This window comes from Agrobacterium vitis (assembly GCF_037039395.1).
Classification (GTDB): Bacteria; Pseudomonadota; Alphaproteobacteria; order Rhizobiales; family Rhizobiaceae; genus Allorhizobium; species Allorhizobium vitis_E.
In genome coordinates, this window is sequence record NZ_CP146242.1 from 397,221 (window position 1) to 414,489 (window position 17,269).

The 17,269-nt window shown below is 58.5% G+C and carries 16 protein-coding genes and 1 pseudogene; 14 read left to right on the forward strand and 3 right to left on the reverse strand.

From position 1 onward, the window contains the following. Positions 1-159: 159 nt before the first annotated feature. Both V6582_RS04425 and V6582_RS04430 read right to left on the reverse strand, forming a co-directional pair. A complete protein-coding gene (locus V6582_RS04425; RefSeq protein WP_349508922.1) occupies positions 160-1,794 on the reverse strand; it encodes a glycoside hydrolase family 28 protein in 1,635 nt (544 codons plus the stop codon). 73 nt (positions 1,795-1,867) lie between these two features. Continuing rightward, positions 1,868-2,023: a hypothetical protein gene (locus V6582_RS04430; RefSeq protein ID WP_156633575.1), complete on the reverse strand. Its 156-nt coding sequence runs from the start codon at positions 2,021-2,023 to the stop codon at positions 1,868-1,870. Between the two features lie 116 nt (positions 2,024-2,139). Here V6582_RS04430 and cysS point away from each other — a divergent pair, with 116 nt between their 5' ends. The 10 genes from cysS (at position 2,140) to rarD (ending at position 10,145) form a co-directional block, all read left to right on the forward strand. Further along, positions 2,140-3,525, forward strand: coding sequence for a cysteine--tRNA ligase (cysS, locus tag V6582_RS04435; RefSeq protein WP_156633576.1), 1,386 nt, complete (start codon positions 2,140-2,142; stop codon positions 3,523-3,525). Positions 3,526-3,654: 129 nt separating this feature from the next. Next, positions 3,655-4,047 carry a VOC family protein gene (locus tag V6582_RS04440; protein ID WP_156633577.1) on the forward strand — a complete coding sequence of 131 codons (393 nt, stop codon included), beginning with the start codon at positions 3,655-3,657 and terminating at the stop codon, positions 4,045-4,047. A gap of 87 nt (positions 4,048-4,134) precedes the next feature. Further along, the gene (locus V6582_RS04445; protein ID WP_420360221.1) at positions 4,135-4,386 is read left to right on the forward strand and encodes an antitoxin; all 252 of its coding nucleotides are present in this window, start codon (positions 4,135-4,137) and stop codon (positions 4,384-4,386) included. Continuing rightward, the gene (locus V6582_RS04450) at positions 4,386-4,802 is read left to right on the forward strand and encodes a type II toxin-antitoxin system VapC family toxin (protein WP_156633579.1); all 417 of its coding nucleotides are present in this window, start codon (positions 4,386-4,388) and stop codon (positions 4,800-4,802) included. The genes V6582_RS04445 and V6582_RS04450 overlap by 1 nt, the downstream gene beginning before the upstream one ends. A gap of 3 nt (positions 4,803-4,805) precedes the next feature. Continuing rightward, complete coding sequence (locus V6582_RS04455) at positions 4,806-5,294, forward strand: GFA family protein (RefSeq protein WP_156633580.1); 489 nt, start codon at positions 4,806-4,808, stop codon at positions 5,292-5,294. Then, positions 5,291-5,758 (forward strand): GFA family protein, encoded by a 468-nt coding sequence (locus V6582_RS04460; RefSeq protein WP_156633581.1) that lies wholly within the window; start codon positions 5,291-5,293, stop codon positions 5,756-5,758. Before V6582_RS04455 ends, V6582_RS04460 begins: the two co-directional genes overlap by 4 nt. Further along, positions 5,755-6,267 (forward strand): GFA family protein, encoded by a 513-nt coding sequence (locus tag V6582_RS04465; protein WP_156633582.1) that lies wholly within the window; start codon positions 5,755-5,757, stop codon positions 6,265-6,267. Before V6582_RS04460 ends, V6582_RS04465 begins: the two co-directional genes overlap by 4 nt. Beyond that, complete coding sequence (pip, locus tag V6582_RS04470) at positions 6,260-7,219, forward strand: prolyl aminopeptidase (RefSeq protein ID WP_156633583.1); 960 nt, start codon at positions 6,260-6,262, stop codon at positions 7,217-7,219. The genes V6582_RS04465 and pip overlap by 8 nt, the downstream gene beginning before the upstream one ends. A gap of 241 nt (positions 7,220-7,460) precedes the next feature. Further along, complete coding sequence (gene cimA, locus V6582_RS04475; protein ID WP_156633584.1) at positions 7,461-9,077, forward strand: citramalate synthase; 1,617 nt, start codon at positions 7,461-7,463, stop codon at positions 9,075-9,077. Positions 9,078-9,206: 129 nt separating this feature from the next. After that, positions 9,207-10,145: an EamA family transporter RarD gene (gene rarD / locus V6582_RS04480; RefSeq protein ID WP_420360220.1), complete on the forward strand. Its 939-nt coding sequence runs from the start codon at positions 9,207-9,209 to the stop codon at positions 10,143-10,145. Here rarD and V6582_RS04485 read toward each other — a convergent pair. After that, positions 10,134-10,754 (reverse strand): TIGR00730 family Rossman fold protein, encoded by a 621-nt coding sequence (locus tag V6582_RS04485; protein ID WP_070167416.1) that lies wholly within the window; start codon positions 10,752-10,754, stop codon positions 10,134-10,136. The two genes, rarD and V6582_RS04485, sit on opposite strands and share 12 nt — an antisense overlap. A 348-nt stretch (positions 10,755-11,102) precedes the next feature. Here V6582_RS04485 and V6582_RS04490 point away from each other — a divergent pair, with 348 nt between their 5' ends. From V6582_RS04490 to V6582_RS04505, 4 genes and pseudogenes are all read left to right on the forward strand, one after another. Next, entirely contained in the window at positions 11,103-13,094 is a 1,992-nt protein-coding gene (locus V6582_RS04490; protein WP_156633585.1) for an Ig-like domain-containing protein, read from the forward strand. Between the two features lie 294 nt (positions 13,095-13,388). Beyond that, positions 13,389-15,275: an ABCB family ABC transporter ATP-binding protein/permease gene (locus V6582_RS04495; RefSeq protein ID WP_156633586.1), complete on the forward strand. Its 1,887-nt coding sequence runs from the start codon at positions 13,389-13,391 to the stop codon at positions 15,273-15,275. A 121-nt stretch (positions 15,276-15,396) separates the two neighbouring features. Further along, positions 15,397-16,096, forward strand: a pseudogene (locus tag V6582_RS04500) (phosphatidylserine decarboxylase). A gap of 37 nt (positions 16,097-16,133) precedes the next feature. Next, positions 16,134-17,042, forward strand: coding sequence for a CDP-alcohol phosphatidyltransferase family protein (locus tag V6582_RS04505; protein WP_156633587.1), 909 nt, complete (start codon positions 16,134-16,136; stop codon positions 17,040-17,042). Positions 17,043-17,269: the final 227 nt, after the last annotated feature.

Here is a 17,269-nt window from a genome sequence, read left to right on the forward strand (position 1 = left end):
CGCGCAGTTAACAATCTCGATCTATCAGAGCAAGAAAAATGCTAGGTGCCCACCGTCTTAACCGGAAGATTATGACGTTATTCGGACAGTTCTCTACGATCATCTGCCACCATTGCAGGCAAGCGTCTGCCATTTATGTCTTTTTACGACACTATCCGTTCAGAACGGTGCGCCCTCCACAAAGCTTGAGAACGGCACGAAGGCCGACGAGCAATCGAGCGGCGGAACCGGATCTTCCTCACTGGCATCCACGAGATTGACATTTTTCACCCGGCGCGCTGGATCTGCCTTCAGAAGATCGGCAAAGCTGACCGAGCCAGGCCCCAGCGTGACATGGGCATTGAGCGGCGGATCTTTTGCCGCCGGATCGGCAGATCCGACCAGAAGCGGCTGAGGGCCATCGAACTGCACCGTGTCAAGGAAGAGGCCGAGCGGCTGATAATGCGCATCGTCCTTGATACCACGCAGAACCACATGGCCGCCGCTGCCGGTCGTGCTGCCCGTGTAGCGCATGTTGCGCACTGTGATGCCGGAAAAATCCGGGATGCGGTCGCCGGTTTTGTCCGAGTAGCGGGTATCGAACACCAAGGGGAAGGCAACATTGCGCATGCAGACATCTTCATACAGCACATTCGTGACCTTACCGCCGCGCGACGTATCCGACTTTATCCGCAGGCCATTGCCGTTCGGGCTGTCATGGCCGTCCATCACCAGATCGTAGACATGGATACCGTCCACGCCGGAATCGGTCTCGGAGCCAATCGACATCCCGTGGCCGTAATAGAACCGGTTATGGGCAAAGGTCATACGCGTCGACGGTTTGTCGCCGCCGGCCTTGATCGCCACGTGATCGTCGCCAGTGCTGATCGCGCTGTAGGCGAGCACGACTTTCGAGGACTGACCCGGGTCGAACCCATCGGTATTCTTGACCGTATCAGGCGTGAAACAGGTGGCGGGCGTTAGCTTGTCAGGCGTGGTCTCCGGCGGGCAGGCATAATCCGGGCGGGTATAGACGGCACTGGGGCTGAGGATCTTTATCCCCCAGGCGGTCAGGCCCGTCACACCATTGCTCGCCACATGAAAATTCGGGCTGTTCAACAGGGTGATCCGATGCAGAGTAAAATCCTCGCCGCCATCGATTTCCATCAGCCGGAACACATGCTGGATCAGGCCCTGCTTGGATTGCCACGCCACATCCCACCAGGATCGCTTACCGGCATTGTCGCCGGACAGCAGCAGCGAGCCGCCGCGCCCATCGATTTTTCCTTCGCCAACGATTCCGCTGCCTTTGGTGTCCTTGGCCGCAATCAGCGGCTTGCAGGTCTTGGCGGATGAGGTATTGGCCGTGCCGCAATCGCCAGCACCGCTGTCGTAATCCTTGGGATCGCGGGAGGCAAACAGCGTCACCCCCTTGTCGATCCACAGCACGACGCCACTCTTCAAACTTAGCGGTCCGCTCAAAAACGCATCCTGACCCTCACCGCCAGGCACCAGCTTGACGGCGCCGCTGGCGCAGCCGTCAATGGCAGCCTGCAAGCGCATCTGGTCTGGATGAGGAGCCTTGCCATCGGCATCGACATGGTCGAGGGAACCGTCCTTAGCTGTCAGGCCAGCCGTCAATGTCGCGCAGAGGTTGGAGGGAGCCTCCGGCACGGTCACCGACCCCCATTGGGTGGCAACAGCCGGCTCCGCCGCCCAGACCGCAGCAGGCGCCAGAGCGCAGAAAGCCACCGCGCCAAGCAACCGGCCAACGGCAGACTGTGGAAACAGGCGGGCAAAAACAGGTCCGGGCATAGGCTTATCCTTCAGCGGCGTCATGCAAAACAACAGTTCGCGCACCTTCTTCAAACCGGTGAATGTCCCAAAATCAAGGCCGCTCCATGCTCTGCGCATCCAGATAAAGCAAAAATTTTTCGCGTGGACGTAAAAACCAGCAGCAGCCGACCTCAAGGCGCAAAAATCCGTTGACCAAAAACCGGGGTCGCGTCATAAAGCCAACCATGAAAACGAGCACCTGCACCATCTGCTGGATCATTATTCGCTAGCGCATTCGCTGGCCCGGCCGTTTTCGTCTCTTGCAAAAGTCCCAGATGACAAACGCTCCGGTCCAGCCGGTTATCATTACGTCTGGAGACTGCCATGGCCGAGGGCCTCAAGCTTTACAACACACTGACGCGCAGCAAGGTCGAGTTTACCCCGATCGACCCTAAAAATGTGCGCATGTATGTCTGCGGTCCAACGGTTTATGATTTTGCCCATATCGGCAATGCCCGGCCCGTCATCGTGTTTGACGTGCTCTACCGGCTGCTGCGTCATGTCTACGGCGAAAATCACGTCACCTATGCCCGCAACATCACCGACGTCGATGACAAGATCAATGCGCGGGCGCTCCGGGATTTTCCCGATCTGCCATTGAATGAGGCGATTGCCAAGGTGACGCAAAAGACGGCGGATCAGTTCCAGGCCGATGTGGCGGCACTCGGTAACTTGCCGCCGACCATCGAGCCGCGCGCCACCGACAATATTCAGCAGATGATCGACATCATCGAGACGCTGATCGCCAAGGGCCATGCCTATGTGGCAGAAGGCGAAGTGCTGTTTGATACCAAGTCCATGGCGGCTTACGGCCAGCTCTCCAAGCGCAATCTGGATGAGCAACAGGCAGGCGCACGCATTGCTGTCGAGGCTCATAAAAAACATCCCGGCGATTTCGTGCTGTGGAAACTATCGAGCCATAACGAACCCGGCTGGGACAGCCCCTGGGGCCGAGGCCGCCCCGGCTGGCATATCGAATGCTCGGCAATGTCGAAGCGCTATCTGGGCGAGGTTTTCGACATTCACGGCGGCGGGCTGGACCTGATCTTCCCCCACCACGAAAACGAAATCGCCCAATCCTGCTGCGCCAACGACACCAGCGTGATGGCCAATGTCTGGATGCACAATGGCTTCCTGCAGGTGGAAGGCCGCAAGATGTCAAAGTCTGATGGCAACTTCTTCACCATCAACGAATTGCTGGACACAGAGAATTTCGCCGGTCGGAAATGGCCGGGCGAAGTGCTGCGGCTGGCGATGCTGATGACCCATTACCGCGAGCCGATCGATTTTTCGGTGACGCGGCTGGAGGAAGCTGAGCGGCTGATTGCCAAATGGCCAACCGGTGGGGCAGACGATGCCGCGCCAGATCAAAGCGTGCTGGATGCACTGGCGGATGACCTGAATACGGTGGCCGCCGTGCAGGCCCTTCATGCGCTCGCATCTGCGGCCAATAGCGACCCATCCAAGCTCCCGGCCTTCGTTGCCAGCGCTGCTTTGCTTGGGCTCACGCCAAAGAAGGCGGAGGTCAATGACGATCTATCTGCCGCTATCGACGCCCTTGTCGAGATGCGCCTTGAAATGCTGAAAACTAAAAACTTTGCCGAGGCCGACAAGATCCGCGACGATCTTTTGGCAAAGGGCATTCAGCTCAAGGACGGCAAGAACAAGGACACCGGCGAGCGCGTGACCACGTGGGAGGTCAAGCGGTAAAAGGCTTGTGGCTCCATCCTCTTCTCCCCAGCGGGGAGAAAGTGGCGGCAGCCGGATGAGGGGGGCGAAGCCAAAACGTCCCTCAAAACGGGTTTGGTATATCTTTGCGACGGTATGGGAGCGACATCCATGATCGATCACATGAATATCAAGGTTGCCGATTTTGAACGTGCAAAGGCATTCTATGACGCAGCCTTTGCGCCGCTTGGCGCGTCGCTGCTCTACATGGTGCCCGCTGAATATTCCAACGGCGTGAAAATGGGCGGCTATGGGCGAGACAGACCCGTCTATTGGTTGCACGAAGGCACGCCACCCGCTGGTTATCATCAGCACATCGCGTTTATAGCCAACAGCCGCGCCGAGGTGGATGCGTTCTATCAAGCCGCAATCGCCGCCGGTGGAAAAGACAACGGCCCACCCGGCCTGCGCCCGCACTACCATCCAAACTATTACGGTGCGTTTGTGTTTGATCTGGATGGCAACAATATCGAGGCCGTTTGTCACGCGAGGGAAGATGTCTGACCACGTGGGAGGTCAAGCGCTGATTTGCATAGAATGGATCACTGGCATATGCTAAGGCCTATGCCAGTGATGGAGGCGAGTATGAGTGTGGAGCAGGAAAGACATGTGCGGGTGTTCAAGAACGGTCGCAATCGCGCCGTTCGCATCCCCGTGGAATTCGAGTTTCCGGGCGATGAAGTGATCATGCGCAAGGAAGGCGACCGGATCATTATCGAGCCTGTTGGCAATGCCCGAAAGAAGGAAAATCTTGTCGCTTTTCTGAGAAGACAGGGAAAAATCGAAGATGATTTTCCCGATGTGGATGAAGGGCTGCTTCCTTTGCCGGATGTCACCCTGTGATGGCATTTATGCTGGATACCAATATCGTCTCCGACATGGTTCGAAATCCTGATGGGCCTGCCATGGAACGCTGGAAACAAACAGGCTATGCGGACCTGCATCTCAGCGCCATCGTTGTCTCCGAACTCTACTTTGGTATCCAAAAGCGTGAGTCGGAACGGTTGCGGCGAGGTGTCGAGACCTTTCTGAACAACGTCGTGATTGAGGCTTTCGAGGCACGCGCTGCCCATCATTATGCCAGCATCCGCAATGCTCTGGCAAAGGCTGGCGAGATGATTTGCCCCAACGACCTGTTCATCGCCGCCCACGCGCTGTCATTGGATATGGTTCTGGTTACCAATAATACCCGCGACTTTGCCCGTGTATCGGGGCTGAAACTGGAAAACTGGCTCGAAACCACACATGAGGGACAATAGGCCATGGCAGAGACAATCCATACCGGCGGTTGCCAATGCGGAGCCATCCGGTTTCGTGTCAACGGCGTCTTGAAAGACTCATCGATCTGCCATTGCCGCATGTGCCAGAAGGCATTCGGGGCCTATTATGCGCCGCTGGTCTCGGTGCGCGGGGTTGATTTTCAGTGGACACGCGGCGAGCGCAAGATGTTCCGTTCCAGCAATGTGGTGTCACGCGGCTTCTGCGCAGATTGCGGCACGCCGCTGACCTATGAGGCCCCGGATGGCATGGCGGTTGCGGCAGGTGCTTTCGACGATCCATCCATCCTGCCCCCGGTGCAGCAGTTCGGGACAGAAGGGAAAATAGGCTTTGTCGATCACCTGCACGAATTGCCAGGCAATCCGACAGAAGAAGACCTTGATGAGTTTCCATTCCTTGATGGCCTCGTCTCCTACCAGCACCCTGACCATGACACCGATGCGTGGCCCACCCCCAACGGAGCAAAGTCATGAGCGAGATTTTTTCCGGCGGCTGCCAATGTGGCGCGGTGCGGTTTCAGGCGGCAAAGCTGGGACAGCCTTCCATCTGTCATTGCCGCATGTGCCAGAAACAATTTGGTGGCTTTTTCAGTGCCCTTGTCACAGCCGATCAGGCCCATCTGACCTGGACGCGCGGCCAGCCGAAATTGTTTCGCTCCTCCGCCAAGGTCAAGCGTGGCTTTTGCGAGAAATGTGGCACGCCGCTAACCTATCAGCACCCCACCGGGGTAGAGATTGCCATCGGTGCCTTTGACAATCCCGCTGCCTTTGAGCCTGCCATTCAGGTCAATCACCACAAGCGCCTGCCTTGGATCGACACATTGTTTGAGAAGCCGGTCTATACCAGCCCGGAATATGAAGCATTTTTCGACTCTATCGAATCCTGGCAGCACCCGGATTTCGACACCCAAGTCTGGCCGGTGGAGGATGAGGCATGAAAGCTCAAACCCTGCATGGTGGCTGCCAATGTGGCGCGGTACGTTACACAGTCAAACCGTCGATGAGCAGCAAGCCGTCAATCGGTAATCCGCATATCTGCCATTGCCGCATGTGCCAGAAGGCGTCGGGCAATTATTTCCTGCCGCTCGGCTCGGTCAATCGTGAGCTGTTTCAGTTGACACGCGGCACCCCGCAGTGGTTTCAGTCATCCGATCTGGTGCGGCGCGGCTTTTGCGCCGCCTGCGGCACGCCGCTGTTTTTCGATATTCCCGAGGCAGATTTCATCAATATCACGCTCGGCTCGCTGGATGATCCGGCCAGCGTCAGGCCCGTCGAACAGGCCAATCTGGACAGCAAGATGCCATGGTTTACAGCCCTCGACACCTTGCCCGTCGAGGCCAGCGAAGCCAATGCCAACTGGCTGGCGAAAGTGGCAGGCGCCACCCACCAGCATCCGGACCATGACACGAGCGAGTGGCCAACGCATATGGGATCGCCCCATGACTGAGCTTTGCGGCTTCTATCCTGAGATTGAACCCTTCGAGACCGGCTTTCTCGACGTCGGCGATGGCCATGTCATCCATTGGGAGCGGGTTGGCACCAAGGGCGCCAAGCCTGCGGTGTTTCTGCATGGCGGACCGGGCGGCGGTATCAATCCCAACCAGAGACGGATGTTCGATCCCGCCCTGTATGATGTGATCCTGTTCGATCAACGCGGCTGTGGCAAATCCACGCCGCATGCCCATCTGGAAGCCAATACCACCTGGCATCTGGTGGCCGATATCGAGCGCTTGCGTGACATGATCGGCGTTGAACAATGGCTGGTGTTTGGCGGCTCCTGGGGCTCGACGCTGGCGCTGACCTATGCGCAGACCCATCCCGAACGGGTCAGTGAATTGGTGCTGCGCGGCATCTATACGCTGACCAAGGCGGAGCTGGACTGGTATTATCAGTTCGGCGTCTCCGAGATGTACCCGGACCGTTGGGAGCATTTCATCGCGCCCATCCCAGTCGAAGAGCGCCATGACATGATTTCCGCCTATCACCGCCGTTTGACCGGGGATGACAAGGCCGTACAGCTCGAATGCGCCCGCGCCTGGAGCCAGTGGGAAGGCGCGACGATTTCACTGATCCCTAATTTCCAGCAGATCGAAAATTTCGGCGAGGATCATTACGCCATCGCCTTCGCCCGGCTGGAAAATCATTTTTTCATGAACCGGATCTGGATGGAAGACGGCCAATTGCTGCGGGACGCCGGCAAGCTCAAGGGCATTCCAGGCGTGATCGTGCATGGGCGCTATGACATGCCCTGCCCGCTGCGCTATGCCTGGGAATTGTCCAAACTCTGGCCGGATGCCGATCTGCACATTGTCGAGGCCGCTGGCCATGCCATGAGCGAACCCGGCATTCTCGACCAATTGATCCGCGCCACCGACCGTTTTGCCGGAAAAATCCAATAATGTTTAGTGCGGATGTTACCCCCCTCTGCCTTGCCAGGCATCTCCCCCTCAAGGAGGGAGATCGGCCAGACCGACGCGCCGACCATCCAGGGTTAGTCTCTCTCAAATTCCTGCGGTCACTCGCAGGCGTCAAAAGAGAATGGCGTCAGTTCGGCATGTCAATCTCCCCCCTTGAGGGGGAGATGTCCGGCAGGACAAAGGGGGGTATAACCGCGAAATTCAATGCCTTTGGGAGGCACTCATGAGCCGCGAAAAAATCACCCTGTTCGATACCACGCTGCGCGATGGGCAGCAGACGCCCGGCATCGATTTTTCCGTGGAAGACAAGATTGCCATTGCCGCCATGCTGGATGATTTCGGGCTGGATTATGTCGAGGGTGGCTATCCCGGTGCCAATCCGACCGACACGGCATTTTTCTCAAAGAAGCGCACCAGCCGCGCCCGGTTCACGGCGTTTGGCATGACCAAACGCGCCGGGATTTCCGCCTCCAACGATCCGGGACTGAGCCAGCTTTTGCAATCGAAAAGCGATGCCATCTGTCTGGTGGCGAAAAGCTGGGATTACCATGTGAAAGTGGCGCTTGGCTGCACCAATGATGAAAATCTCGACTCCATCCGCGACAGCGTCAAGGCCGTCGTGGCTGCGGGCAAGGAAGCGCTGGTCGATTGCGAGCACTTCTTTGACGGCTACAAGGCCAATGCCGATTATGCTGTGGCCTGTGCCAAAACCGCCTATGACGCCGGTGCACGCTGGGTGGTGCTGTGCGATACCAATGGCGGCACCCAGCCGCCGGAAATCCGCACCATCATCGCCAGCCTGATTGAGTCAGGTGTTCCCGGCGCAGCCCTGGGCATCCATGCCCATAATGATACCGGCCAGGCGGTTGCCAATTCGCTGGCCGCCGTAGAAGCCGGTGTGCGCCAGATTCAAGGCACATTGAACGGCATTGGCGAGCGCTGCGGCAATGCCGATCTGACCACCATCATTCCAACGCTCTGTCTGAAGACCACCTATGCCGACCGGTTCGAGACGGCTATCGATCTCGAAAAGCTGGTGGAATTGACCCGGCTGTCGCATGCCTTCGATGAGCTGTTGAACCGCTCCCCCAACCATCAGGCTCCCTATGTCGGTGCTTCGGCCTTTGCCACCAAGGCTGGCATCCATGCCTCGGCGCTGTTGAAGGACCCGAAAACCTATGAGCATGTGGAGCCGGGCCTTGTGGGCAATTTCCGCAAGGTTATGGTGTCGGACCAAGGAGGCAAGGCTAATTTCATCAACGAGTTGAAACGGCGTGGCATCATGGTTGCCAAGGACGATCCGAAGCTGGACCGGCTGATCGACATCGTCAAGCAGCGCGAAGCCTCCGGCTATGCCTATGAAGGTGCCGATGGCAGTTTCGAGCTGTTGGCGCATCGCACCCTCGGCACCGTCCCGGAATTTTTCGCCGTCGAGAGCTTCCGGGTGATGATCGAGCGCCGCTTCGACAGCAATGGCAACCTGAAAACCGTGTCGGAAGCGGTGGTGAAGATGGTGATCGATGGGCAGACGGTGATGTCGGTCGCCGAGGGTGACGGCCCGGTCAATGCACTCGATATTGCGCTGCGCAAGGATCTCGGCAAATTCCAGAATGAAATAAAAGATCTGGAACTGGCCGACTACAAGGTCCGTATCCTCAATGGCGGCACCGAAGCGATCACCCGCGTTCTGATCGAATCCACCGATGCCAGCGGCGCCCGCTGGTGGACGGTAGGGGTTTCGGAAAACATCATCGATGCCTCGTTCCAGGCCTTGATGGACGCTATCGTCTACAAGCTGATGAAAAACCGCGAACTGGCTGGACGGATCGCAGCGGAATGAGCCAAAACCATCGGATGTGCTTTCAAGTTTTCGAACATTGACATGGTCGCATTCACCAAACTCACCGATCCTTCAATGGAATGAATTTGCCGTTTGCGTCTTGAAGGCGTATCGGCAGGAAAAACAGCAATGGGATCGAACATCATGACCGAGGTTGCAGCGCCAGGAACTGAGAACCGCGACAGCCTGCGCGGCTTTCTTTTTGCGCTTTCGGCCTATCTGCTCTGGGGGTTTCTGCCTCTTTACATGAAGGCCGTGGCGCATATTCCGCCCATGGAAGTGATCGCCCATCGGGTGCTGTGGTCCATTCCGGTCGCCGGGCTCGTTCTTCTGGTGCTGCGGCGCACCGATGACCTGAAGCGGGCGCTGCGCAATCCGAAAATGATCGGCATGGCGGCAATCACCGCCTGCCTGATCAGCGTCAACTGGGGCATTTATGTCTGGGCCATCGGCGCCGGCCACGCGCTGGATACCGCGCTCGGCTATTTCATCAATCCGCTGTTTTCCATTCTGCTTGGTGCTGTGCTTTTGAAGGAAAAGCTGAAACCGGCGCAAATGGCGGCGCTGGCTTTGGTGGTGGTTGCCGTCGTCATCCTCACGGTCGATGCCGGACGCCTGCCGCTGATCGCCCTCAGCCTCACCTTTTCCTGGGGCTTCTATGCGTTTTTCCGCAAGACGCTGCCTATTGGCCCCAATCAGGGCTTTCTGCTGGAAGTGCTGCTGCTGTCACCGTTTGCCATGGCCTACCTGATCTATCTCGGCGTGACCGGACAGTCGCATTTCCTGGGGGCGTCGGATGCCAGCATGTTCAACAATACCACGCTGCTGGTCTCAAGCGGGTTGGTTACAGCCGTGCCGCTGATCCTCTACGCCAATGGCGCCAAGCTGCTGCGCCTTTCCACCATCGGCATCATGCAATATATCGCCCCGACGATGATTTTCCTGATCGCCGTCTTCCTGTTTCGCGAAGAATTCAGCACCGCCAAGGCCATTGCCTTCCCACTGATCTGGGTGGCTCTGGTCATCTATACCGTACCGATGCTGAAACGGCGCCCATCACAGCTTTGACAACACCTCGGCATCGCCGGAGATGCGGCCGAGCTCATCCCAGCGATCGACAATCGTCGGCACGATGGCCTCGATCTCGTCAATCACCAGCGGCTGCACCTTATGGCCGGTATGGACGAAGCCCTCCTGGCGCATATGGGTGATCAGCTCCAGCATCGGGTCCCAGAAGCCGTTGACATTGGCAAAGACCATCGGCTTTTCATGACGGCCAAGCTGGCCCCAGGTCATGATCTCGACGATTTCCTCCAGCGTGCCGATACCGCCCGGCAGGGTCACGAAAGCATCGGCGCGCTCGAACATCTTGTGCTTGCGCTGATGCATGTCCTCGGTGATGATCAATTCGTTCAACTGACCGAGAGAATGGCGCGTGGCTTCCATATCGACCAGGAATTCGGGTATAATGCCCGTCACCTGGCCACCTGCGTCCAGCACGCCGCTGGCAACGGCACCCATTATGCCCTTGGTGCCGCCGCCATAGACGAGGCGCAGGCCATGGGCGGCAATCGAGTGGCCAAGTGTGCGGCCCGCAGCCATGTAATCGGGATCGCGCCCGGGCCGTGAGCCGCAATAAACGCAGATGGATCGAATCGAAGAATGGTTTTCTGTCATACGTTTAGAATGGACATCGCCGCCCGCTGACGTCAATAAAATTAACGAAAACTCCAGGAAGGCTATGAACAAACCGGGTTCATCGCTTGTGCAGCGATTAAGGAAACGTTACTGCATAAAGTCTTAAATCCCAATGGATGTAAGAGATCGGACCAGAATGCGGGACGCAATTTTTGGAAAATCCGATGGAAACGCCAAGCCCGTAGCACCGCACCGGTCTGCGGTTTTGAGCTGGGTCATGCAGTGGGGACAAAACTTTTGAGCGTCCTTCATGGGGTATTCATACCCCATGGCGCTCTATCAGTTTCAAGGGATATGGCGGAATAATCCGCCCGGAGACGTTGGACTATGAAAAACCGTGCCGGTTGGCTGGCTCTCGGCGTGCTTGCCATTGCGACAGTATTGATGGTGTTTTTCGTGCTTCCGCAAATTGGCGGCACAAAGAAGACGGCAGAAACACCTGCTGCCCCGGCTGAACAGGCGGCGACGCCAGAGGCGTCCGGGCCGTCCTCGCCCACCCCTGCCCCCGATGGCCAGGCCGCCGCCAAGATGCAGCGCCTGACCAAAACCGCCGAGCAATCGGTGGCAACGCTGGAGGGCCTGTTTGCCGACCAGAAAACCCCGGCCCCCGAACTTTATGCCACAACGCGCATTGCCGCATTGACCGCGCTGAAGGCCTTGTCCGATGCCGATCTTCCGGCTGGAATTGAAGCCGGTCTTGCCGAGAGCATGACCAGGGCCAAGGCGTCGGCGGCCCGGGCCTTGCAACTCGTCGCCAAACTGCCCGCCTCACCTGAGGAAGCCGCCGCCGTGATCGCCAATATCGGTCGGGTCATGCGCGGCGAACCGGAAGTGGCTATCGATCCAGACATGCCGCGTTTTGACGTGTTGCGCGTTGAAAAAGACGGCTCGACGGTCATCGCCGGCAGTGCCGCACCGGGCGCCAAGGTCGAGGTCCATGACGGTTCCAACAATATTGCCAGCGCCACCGCTTCTCCCAATGGCGACTTCGCCATCGTGCTCGACAAGCCCTTGTCGCCCGGCGATCATTCTCTGGATTTGAAAGCCACGACCAAGGAAGGCAAAACCATCGGGTCCGAGGAACAGGCGACGGTTTCCGTCCCGGCCGATCCATCCGGTGACGTGCTGGCCATGGTGACCAAGCCCGGCGAAGCCAGCCGGCTGATCAGTGGCCCGCAGCAGGATCAAGTCTCGCAACAGGATAAGGGCCAGCCACAGGCTCCTGAACAGATCAATGGTGTCGACAAGCAGGGCCGCGTTGCCGCAGCCACGCCTTCTACGCCCAGGACATCCCCAGGGTCTGCGTCCAGCCCATCCCTGTCCGCTGCCGATTTGCAGATCACCGCCGTCGAGCTTGAAGGCGACAAGATCTTCGTGGCAGGAAACGCCCAGAAGGCCCGCACCGTGACCGCCTATGCCGATGGCAAGCAGATCGGCTCGGCGGATGTCGACCAGAAGGGGCATTTCGTGGTCGAAGGCCAGATGGCGCTTTCCGTCGGCCAGCATATCATCAGTGTCGACCTGAAGGATGCAGCAGGCAAGGTCACCCTGCGCGCGTCCGTGCCGTTCAACCGGCCGGAAGGCGATCAGGTTGCGGTTGTCGCACCGGAAATCCAACCCGGCGCTGCCAGCAGCACCGTCAACCCGGCCACCGTCGATAGCAACCTGTTCGACCGGCAGCGCGATACGCTGGCCAAGTCCTTCGCATTGCTCAGCAACCTGTTTGCCGATGGCAAGACACCAACGCTGGAAAGCCTGGCCGCATCGCGCTCGGCGCTGGAATTTGCCCTGAAGGCGGTTGCCGATTTCCGCCCGACCCCCAGCACGGACCAGACCGCCAGCACGTTCATGGCGGGCATGGCAGACCAGGCCGACAAGGCTCTGGTCGTCCTCAAGCAAGTGCCGACCGCTTCGGTCACGGCAATGGCCAATGCCTTGCCGACCCTCAAGTCGCTTGTCGATGCGGCGCTGGAGCCGATGCCAGCCAAAATTGCCGCCGCGCAAGCCGCAGCGACGCAAAACCCGGCACCGACCCTCGCACCAACCGACGGCACATCGCCGCCAGTGCTGAGCCAGGCGCCGCTGACGGAAAGCAAGAATGCGGTGATCATCCGCCGGGGCGATACGCTCTGGCAGATTTCCCGGCGGGTCTATGGCCAGGGTGTGCGCTACACGACGATCTATGTCGCCAATGCCGAACAGATCAGCAATCCCGACCTGATCGAGCCCGGCCAGACCTTCACCGTGCCGGATCAATCCATGCCGGATGATGAGGCGGAAAAAATTCATCGCAAATGGATGCTGGAGCACAAGCGATAGACGCAAACACTGGCAAGGACGGGGCTAAACCCGTCCGGTCCTTGCCTGTCTCGCTCATATTGCATATATCAGCAACGACCAAAGGCGGCCCCAGGGTCGCCTTTTTCGTGCCGCCTCTTTTTTGCCCCCCTTCCGGGCGGCCCCATAGAGCATTTCCAGGAAAAGTGGAAACCGGTTTTCCGCCCGGAAATGCGTAAAAACAAAGAGCGAGAGCGTTGCTGCGATTTCACGAAGAGCAGAAACGCTTTAGGGAACCGACCGCGCTTCCACCAGCCCGCGCGCAGGACATAAAGCATGCATCAGAAAGTCAAAACGGTTTCGGCCGAAAGCAGCAATCCGTGGCGCACCATCGTCAATCTCTGGCCCTATATGTGGCCAGCCGAGCGCCTCGATCTGAAAATGCGGGTGGTCTGGGCCAGCCTGTTCCTGGTGATCGCCAAGCTTGTGCTGATGCTGGTGCCCTATTATTTCAAATGGGCCACCGACGCGCTGAACGGCAAGATGGATGCGACGGGCCTGTTGCCTGCCTTCATGCTGTCGGCGGTCATGCTGGTCATCGCCTATAATCTGGCCCGCATCGTGCAGATGGGCATCAACCAGTTTCGCGACGCGCTGTTTGCCAGCGTGGGCCAATATGCCGTGCGACGGCTTGCCCATATAACCTTTCTGCACATGCATCAATTGTCGCTGCGCTTCCATCTGGAGCGCAAGACCGGCGGGCTGTCGCGGATCATCGAGCGCGGCACCAAGGGCATCGAAACCATCGTCCGTTTCACCATTCTCAACTCCATTCCGACGCTGATCGAATTTGCCCTGACGGCGGCAATTTTCTGGTGGGGCTATGGCCTCTCCTATCTGGCGATCACCGCCGTCACCGTCGCCGTCTATGTCTGGTTCACGGTCAAGGCTTCGGACTGGCGCATCGCCATCCGCCGCTCGATGAATGACAGCGATACCGACGCCAATGTCAAAGCCATCGACTCGCTGTTGAATTTCGAGACGGTCAAATATTTCGGCAATGAAGCCATGGAAGCTCGCCGCTTCGATGCCTCCATGGCCCGCTATGAGAAGGCCGCGACCCAGGTCTGGACCTCGCTCGGCTGGCTAAACTTTGGCCAGGGGCTGATTTTCGGTGTGGGCATGACAGTGATGCTGGTGTTTTCAGCACTGGCCGTGCAGCGCGGCGAGCAGACCATCGGCGATTTCGTATTCGTCAACGCGCTGCTGTTGCAGCTTTCCGTGCCGCTGAATTTCATCGGCATGCTCTACCGCGAAATCCGCCAGGGCCTGACCGATATCGAGCAGATGTTCGACCTTCTGGCGGTAGAGCCGGAAGTGCGCGACGCGCCCGATGCAAAGCCGCTTGCCATCGCCAAGGGCGCGATCACCTTCGAAAACGTGCATTTCGCCTATGACCCGGCAAGGCCGATCCTGAAGGGAATTTCCTTCACCGTGCCGGAGGGCAAGACAGTTGCCGTCGTCGGCCCATCGGGTGCGGGAAAGTCAACGATTTCACGGCTGCTCTACCGGTTTTACGATGTGCAGCAGGGCGCGATCCGCATTGATGGGCAGGATGTCCGCGACATCACCCAGACCTCGCTGCGCGCCGCCATCGGCATGGTGCCGCAGGATACGGTGCTGTTCAACGACACCATTGCCTATAATATCCGTTATGGCAGGCCAGAGGCCAGCGACGCCGAGATGGAAGCCGCCGCCGACATTGCCCAGATCAGCCGCTCGATCCGCGAACTGCCGCAGGGCTACAAGACCATGGTCGGCGAGCGCGGCCTGAAACTGTCGGGCGGCGAAAAGCAGCGCGTCGCCATCGCCCGTACCGTGCTGAAATCCCCACCGATCCTCATTCTCGATGAGGCAACCTCGGCGCTCGACACCACGACTGAGCAGGATATCCAGGCGGCACTCGACATTGTTTCGCAAAACCGCACCACTTTGGTCATCGCCCATCGGCTGTCGACCGTGATCGGGGCTGATGAGATCGTCGTTTTGAAAGCGGGCGAAATCGCCGAGCGCGGCACTCACACGGAACTTCTGGCGCAAAACGGCCTTTATGCCTCCATGTGGAACCGACAGCGGGAGGCAACCCAGGCAGAAGAGCATCTGCGCCAGGTGCGCGAAAGCGACGATCTCGGCGTGGTCACGCGCCTGCCGCCTGCTGTGTAATGCCCGTGTATAAAAGTGCGACTGCCTGCCTGTGGATGACCTCACTCAGGCCCGGCATTGCCCCTGAACACGTTTCGCGGTAGTCACGTCATCAATAGAGTTTTCAGGAGAAGTCCTACCGATGTCCTTGTTCGATACGATCCGCAATACCCTCGTCCCCGTGCATAAGGAAGGCTATATCTTCGTCGGCGCTTTCTTCGTGGGATCGCTGGTGCTCGGATGGATCTGGGGTCCGCTCTTCTGGATTGGCATGGTGCTGACCCTATGGTGTGCCTATTTCTTCCGCGACCCGGAGCGCCTCACCCCGCAGGATGACGATCTGGTGGTCAGCCCGGCCGATGGCCGCGTGTCGATGATCCAGATGGTCATCCCCCCGGAAGAATTGCAAGCTGTCGAGCGAACCGATGCTGCGCATCTCGATCTTCATGAATGTTTTCGACGTCCATATCAATCGCGCCCCGGTGCGCGGTGCCATCCGTCAGGTCGTCTACCGCGAAGGTAGTTTCCTGAATGCCGAACTGGACAAAGCCAGCAGCGACAATGAGCGCAACTCGCTGGTCATCGACGGCCCGCGCGGCGCCATCGGCGTGGTGCAGATCGCCGGACTGGTTGCTCGCCGCATCCTCTGCTGGTCGGTGCCCGGCCAGGCGCTCGGGGTTGGCGAACGTTTCGGCCTGATCCGCTTCGGTTCGCGACTGGATGTCTACCTCCCAGCCGGTGCCGAGCCTCGCGTCGCGGTTGGCCAGCGTTCGATTGGTGGTGAAACCGTGATCGCGGAATATGGTTCGGCAAAGGGCCCGGTCATCAGCCGCCGCAGCTGAGACGATTTTTGCAGGCCATAACGGAGACAGGTCAGCCATGAACAGCGACACGCCGCAGAATCAGGCGCATCCTTCGGAAACGCATGAGGTGCCGAAAACTCAGGCCGATGAGAATCACGCGGGCCAGCAGGAGGTCAACGAGGCCTCACGCGGGCCTCGGCTGCGGGAAATTCCCCTGCGGCTGATGATTCCCAACCTGATTACCGTTTTGGCAATCTGCGCTGGCCTGACCGGCGTGCGCCTGGCCTTCGAGGGGCGCTTCGAGCTTGCGGTCGGCATGGTTCTGGTGGCGGCTTTTCTCGATGGAATTGATGGACGCATCGCCCGTCTGATGAAAGCCACATCGAAATTCGGCGCCCAGATGGATTCTCTCGCCGATATCGTCAATTTCGGCGTGGCGCCCGGCCTGGTTCTCTATGTCTATATTCTGGACCAGGCCCGGTCCTTCGGCTGGATCGCGGCGCTGATCTTTGCGATATCAGCAGGCCTGCGGCTTGCCCGCTTCAATGTCATGGACGAGCGTGCCATCAAGGCCCCTTGGCAAAGCGCTTATTTCGTCGGCGTTCCGGCACCGGCTGGTGCGCTTCTGGTCATGCTGCCAATCTATCTTGGCTTTCTGGGCGTGGAAGCCACGCCTGGTTTTGCCTTTGCCTCCTCGGCCTATACGATGCTGATCGCCTTCCTGCTGATCAGCCGTTTGCCGGTCTGGTCCGGCAAATCCGAAAAGAAGGTCCGCCGCGATCTGGTTCTGCCACTGACAATCGCCGTGGTGCTTTATGTCGCCCTGCTGATGAGCTTCACCTGGGAAGTCCTGTCGGTGACGGTCATTGTCTATGTTCTCTCCCTGCCCTTCGGCGCCCGCGCCTGGAAACGGAAATACGGCACCTTGACCGTCATGGAAGACCACGACGACCATCACGGCGCCGGAATGGATCGAGGCCTTTGAAACAGGCCTTTAAAACCGGAAATTGTAAAACAGACTCACGAAAAGTAGCAGCCTTTGATTTAAATTAATTTGCATTGTTCACGAAAGTGTCATGATCTCTAAACCTGAGCAGTCAAAAAAGCACTGTTCTGGAGTTTGTTACGGGAAAAACGCAATCCGGTTTTCTCGATAAGGACAGACTGAAACAAGGGAAATGCGTATCCGTCAGGTTGCAAGCAAACCTGACA

Excerpts from the sequence above, each read along its gene's own strand:
- V6582_RS04455 (WP_156633580.1), top strand. The coding sequence starts at position 4,806 with ATGGCAGAGACAATCCATACCGGCGGTTGCCAATGCGGAGCCATCCGG.
- V6582_RS04460 (WP_156633581.1), top strand. The coding sequence starts at position 5,291 with ATGAGCGAGATTTTTTCCGGCGGCTGCCAATGTGGCGCGGTGCGGTTT.
- V6582_RS04495 (WP_156633586.1), top strand. The coding sequence starts at position 13,389 with ATGCATCAGAAAGTCAAAACGGTTTCGGCCGAAAGCAGCAATCCGTGG.
- V6582_RS04505 (WP_156633587.1), top strand. The coding sequence starts at position 16,134 with ATGAACAGCGACACGCCGCAGAATCAGGCGCATCCTTCGGAAACGCAT.
- V6582_RS04490 (WP_156633585.1), top strand. The coding sequence starts at position 11,103 with ATGAAAAACCGTGCCGGTTGGCTGGCTCTCGGCGTGCTTGCCATTGCG.
- V6582_RS04465 (WP_156633582.1), top strand. The coding sequence starts at position 5,755 with ATGAAAGCTCAAACCCTGCATGGTGGCTGCCAATGTGGCGCGGTACGT.
- V6582_RS04425 (WP_349508922.1), bottom strand. The coding sequence starts at position 1,794 with ATGCCCGGACCTGTTTTTGCCCGCCTGTTTCCACAGTCTGCCGTTGGC.
- V6582_RS04450 (WP_156633579.1), top strand. The coding sequence starts at position 4,386 with ATGGCATTTATGCTGGATACCAATATCGTCTCCGACATGGTTCGAAAT.
- cysS (WP_156633576.1), top strand. The coding sequence starts at position 2,140 with ATGGCCGAGGGCCTCAAGCTTTACAACACACTGACGCGCAGCAAGGTC.
- V6582_RS04430 (WP_156633575.1), bottom strand. The coding sequence starts at position 2,023 with ATGGTGCAGGTGCTCGTTTTCATGGTTGGCTTTATGACGCGACCCCGG.
- V6582_RS04440 (WP_156633577.1), top strand. The coding sequence starts at position 3,655 with ATGATCGATCACATGAATATCAAGGTTGCCGATTTTGAACGTGCAAAG.
- cimA (WP_156633584.1), top strand. The coding sequence starts at position 7,461 with ATGAGCCGCGAAAAAATCACCCTGTTCGATACCACGCTGCGCGATGGG.
- pip (WP_156633583.1), top strand. The coding sequence starts at position 6,260 with ATGACTGAGCTTTGCGGCTTCTATCCTGAGATTGAACCCTTCGAGACC.
- V6582_RS04485 (WP_070167416.1), bottom strand. The coding sequence starts at position 10,754 with ATGACAGAAAACCATTCTTCGATTCGATCCATCTGCGTTTATTGCGGC.
- rarD (WP_420360220.1), top strand. The coding sequence starts at position 9,207 with ATGGGATCGAACATCATGACCGAGGTTGCAGCGCCAGGAACTGAGAAC.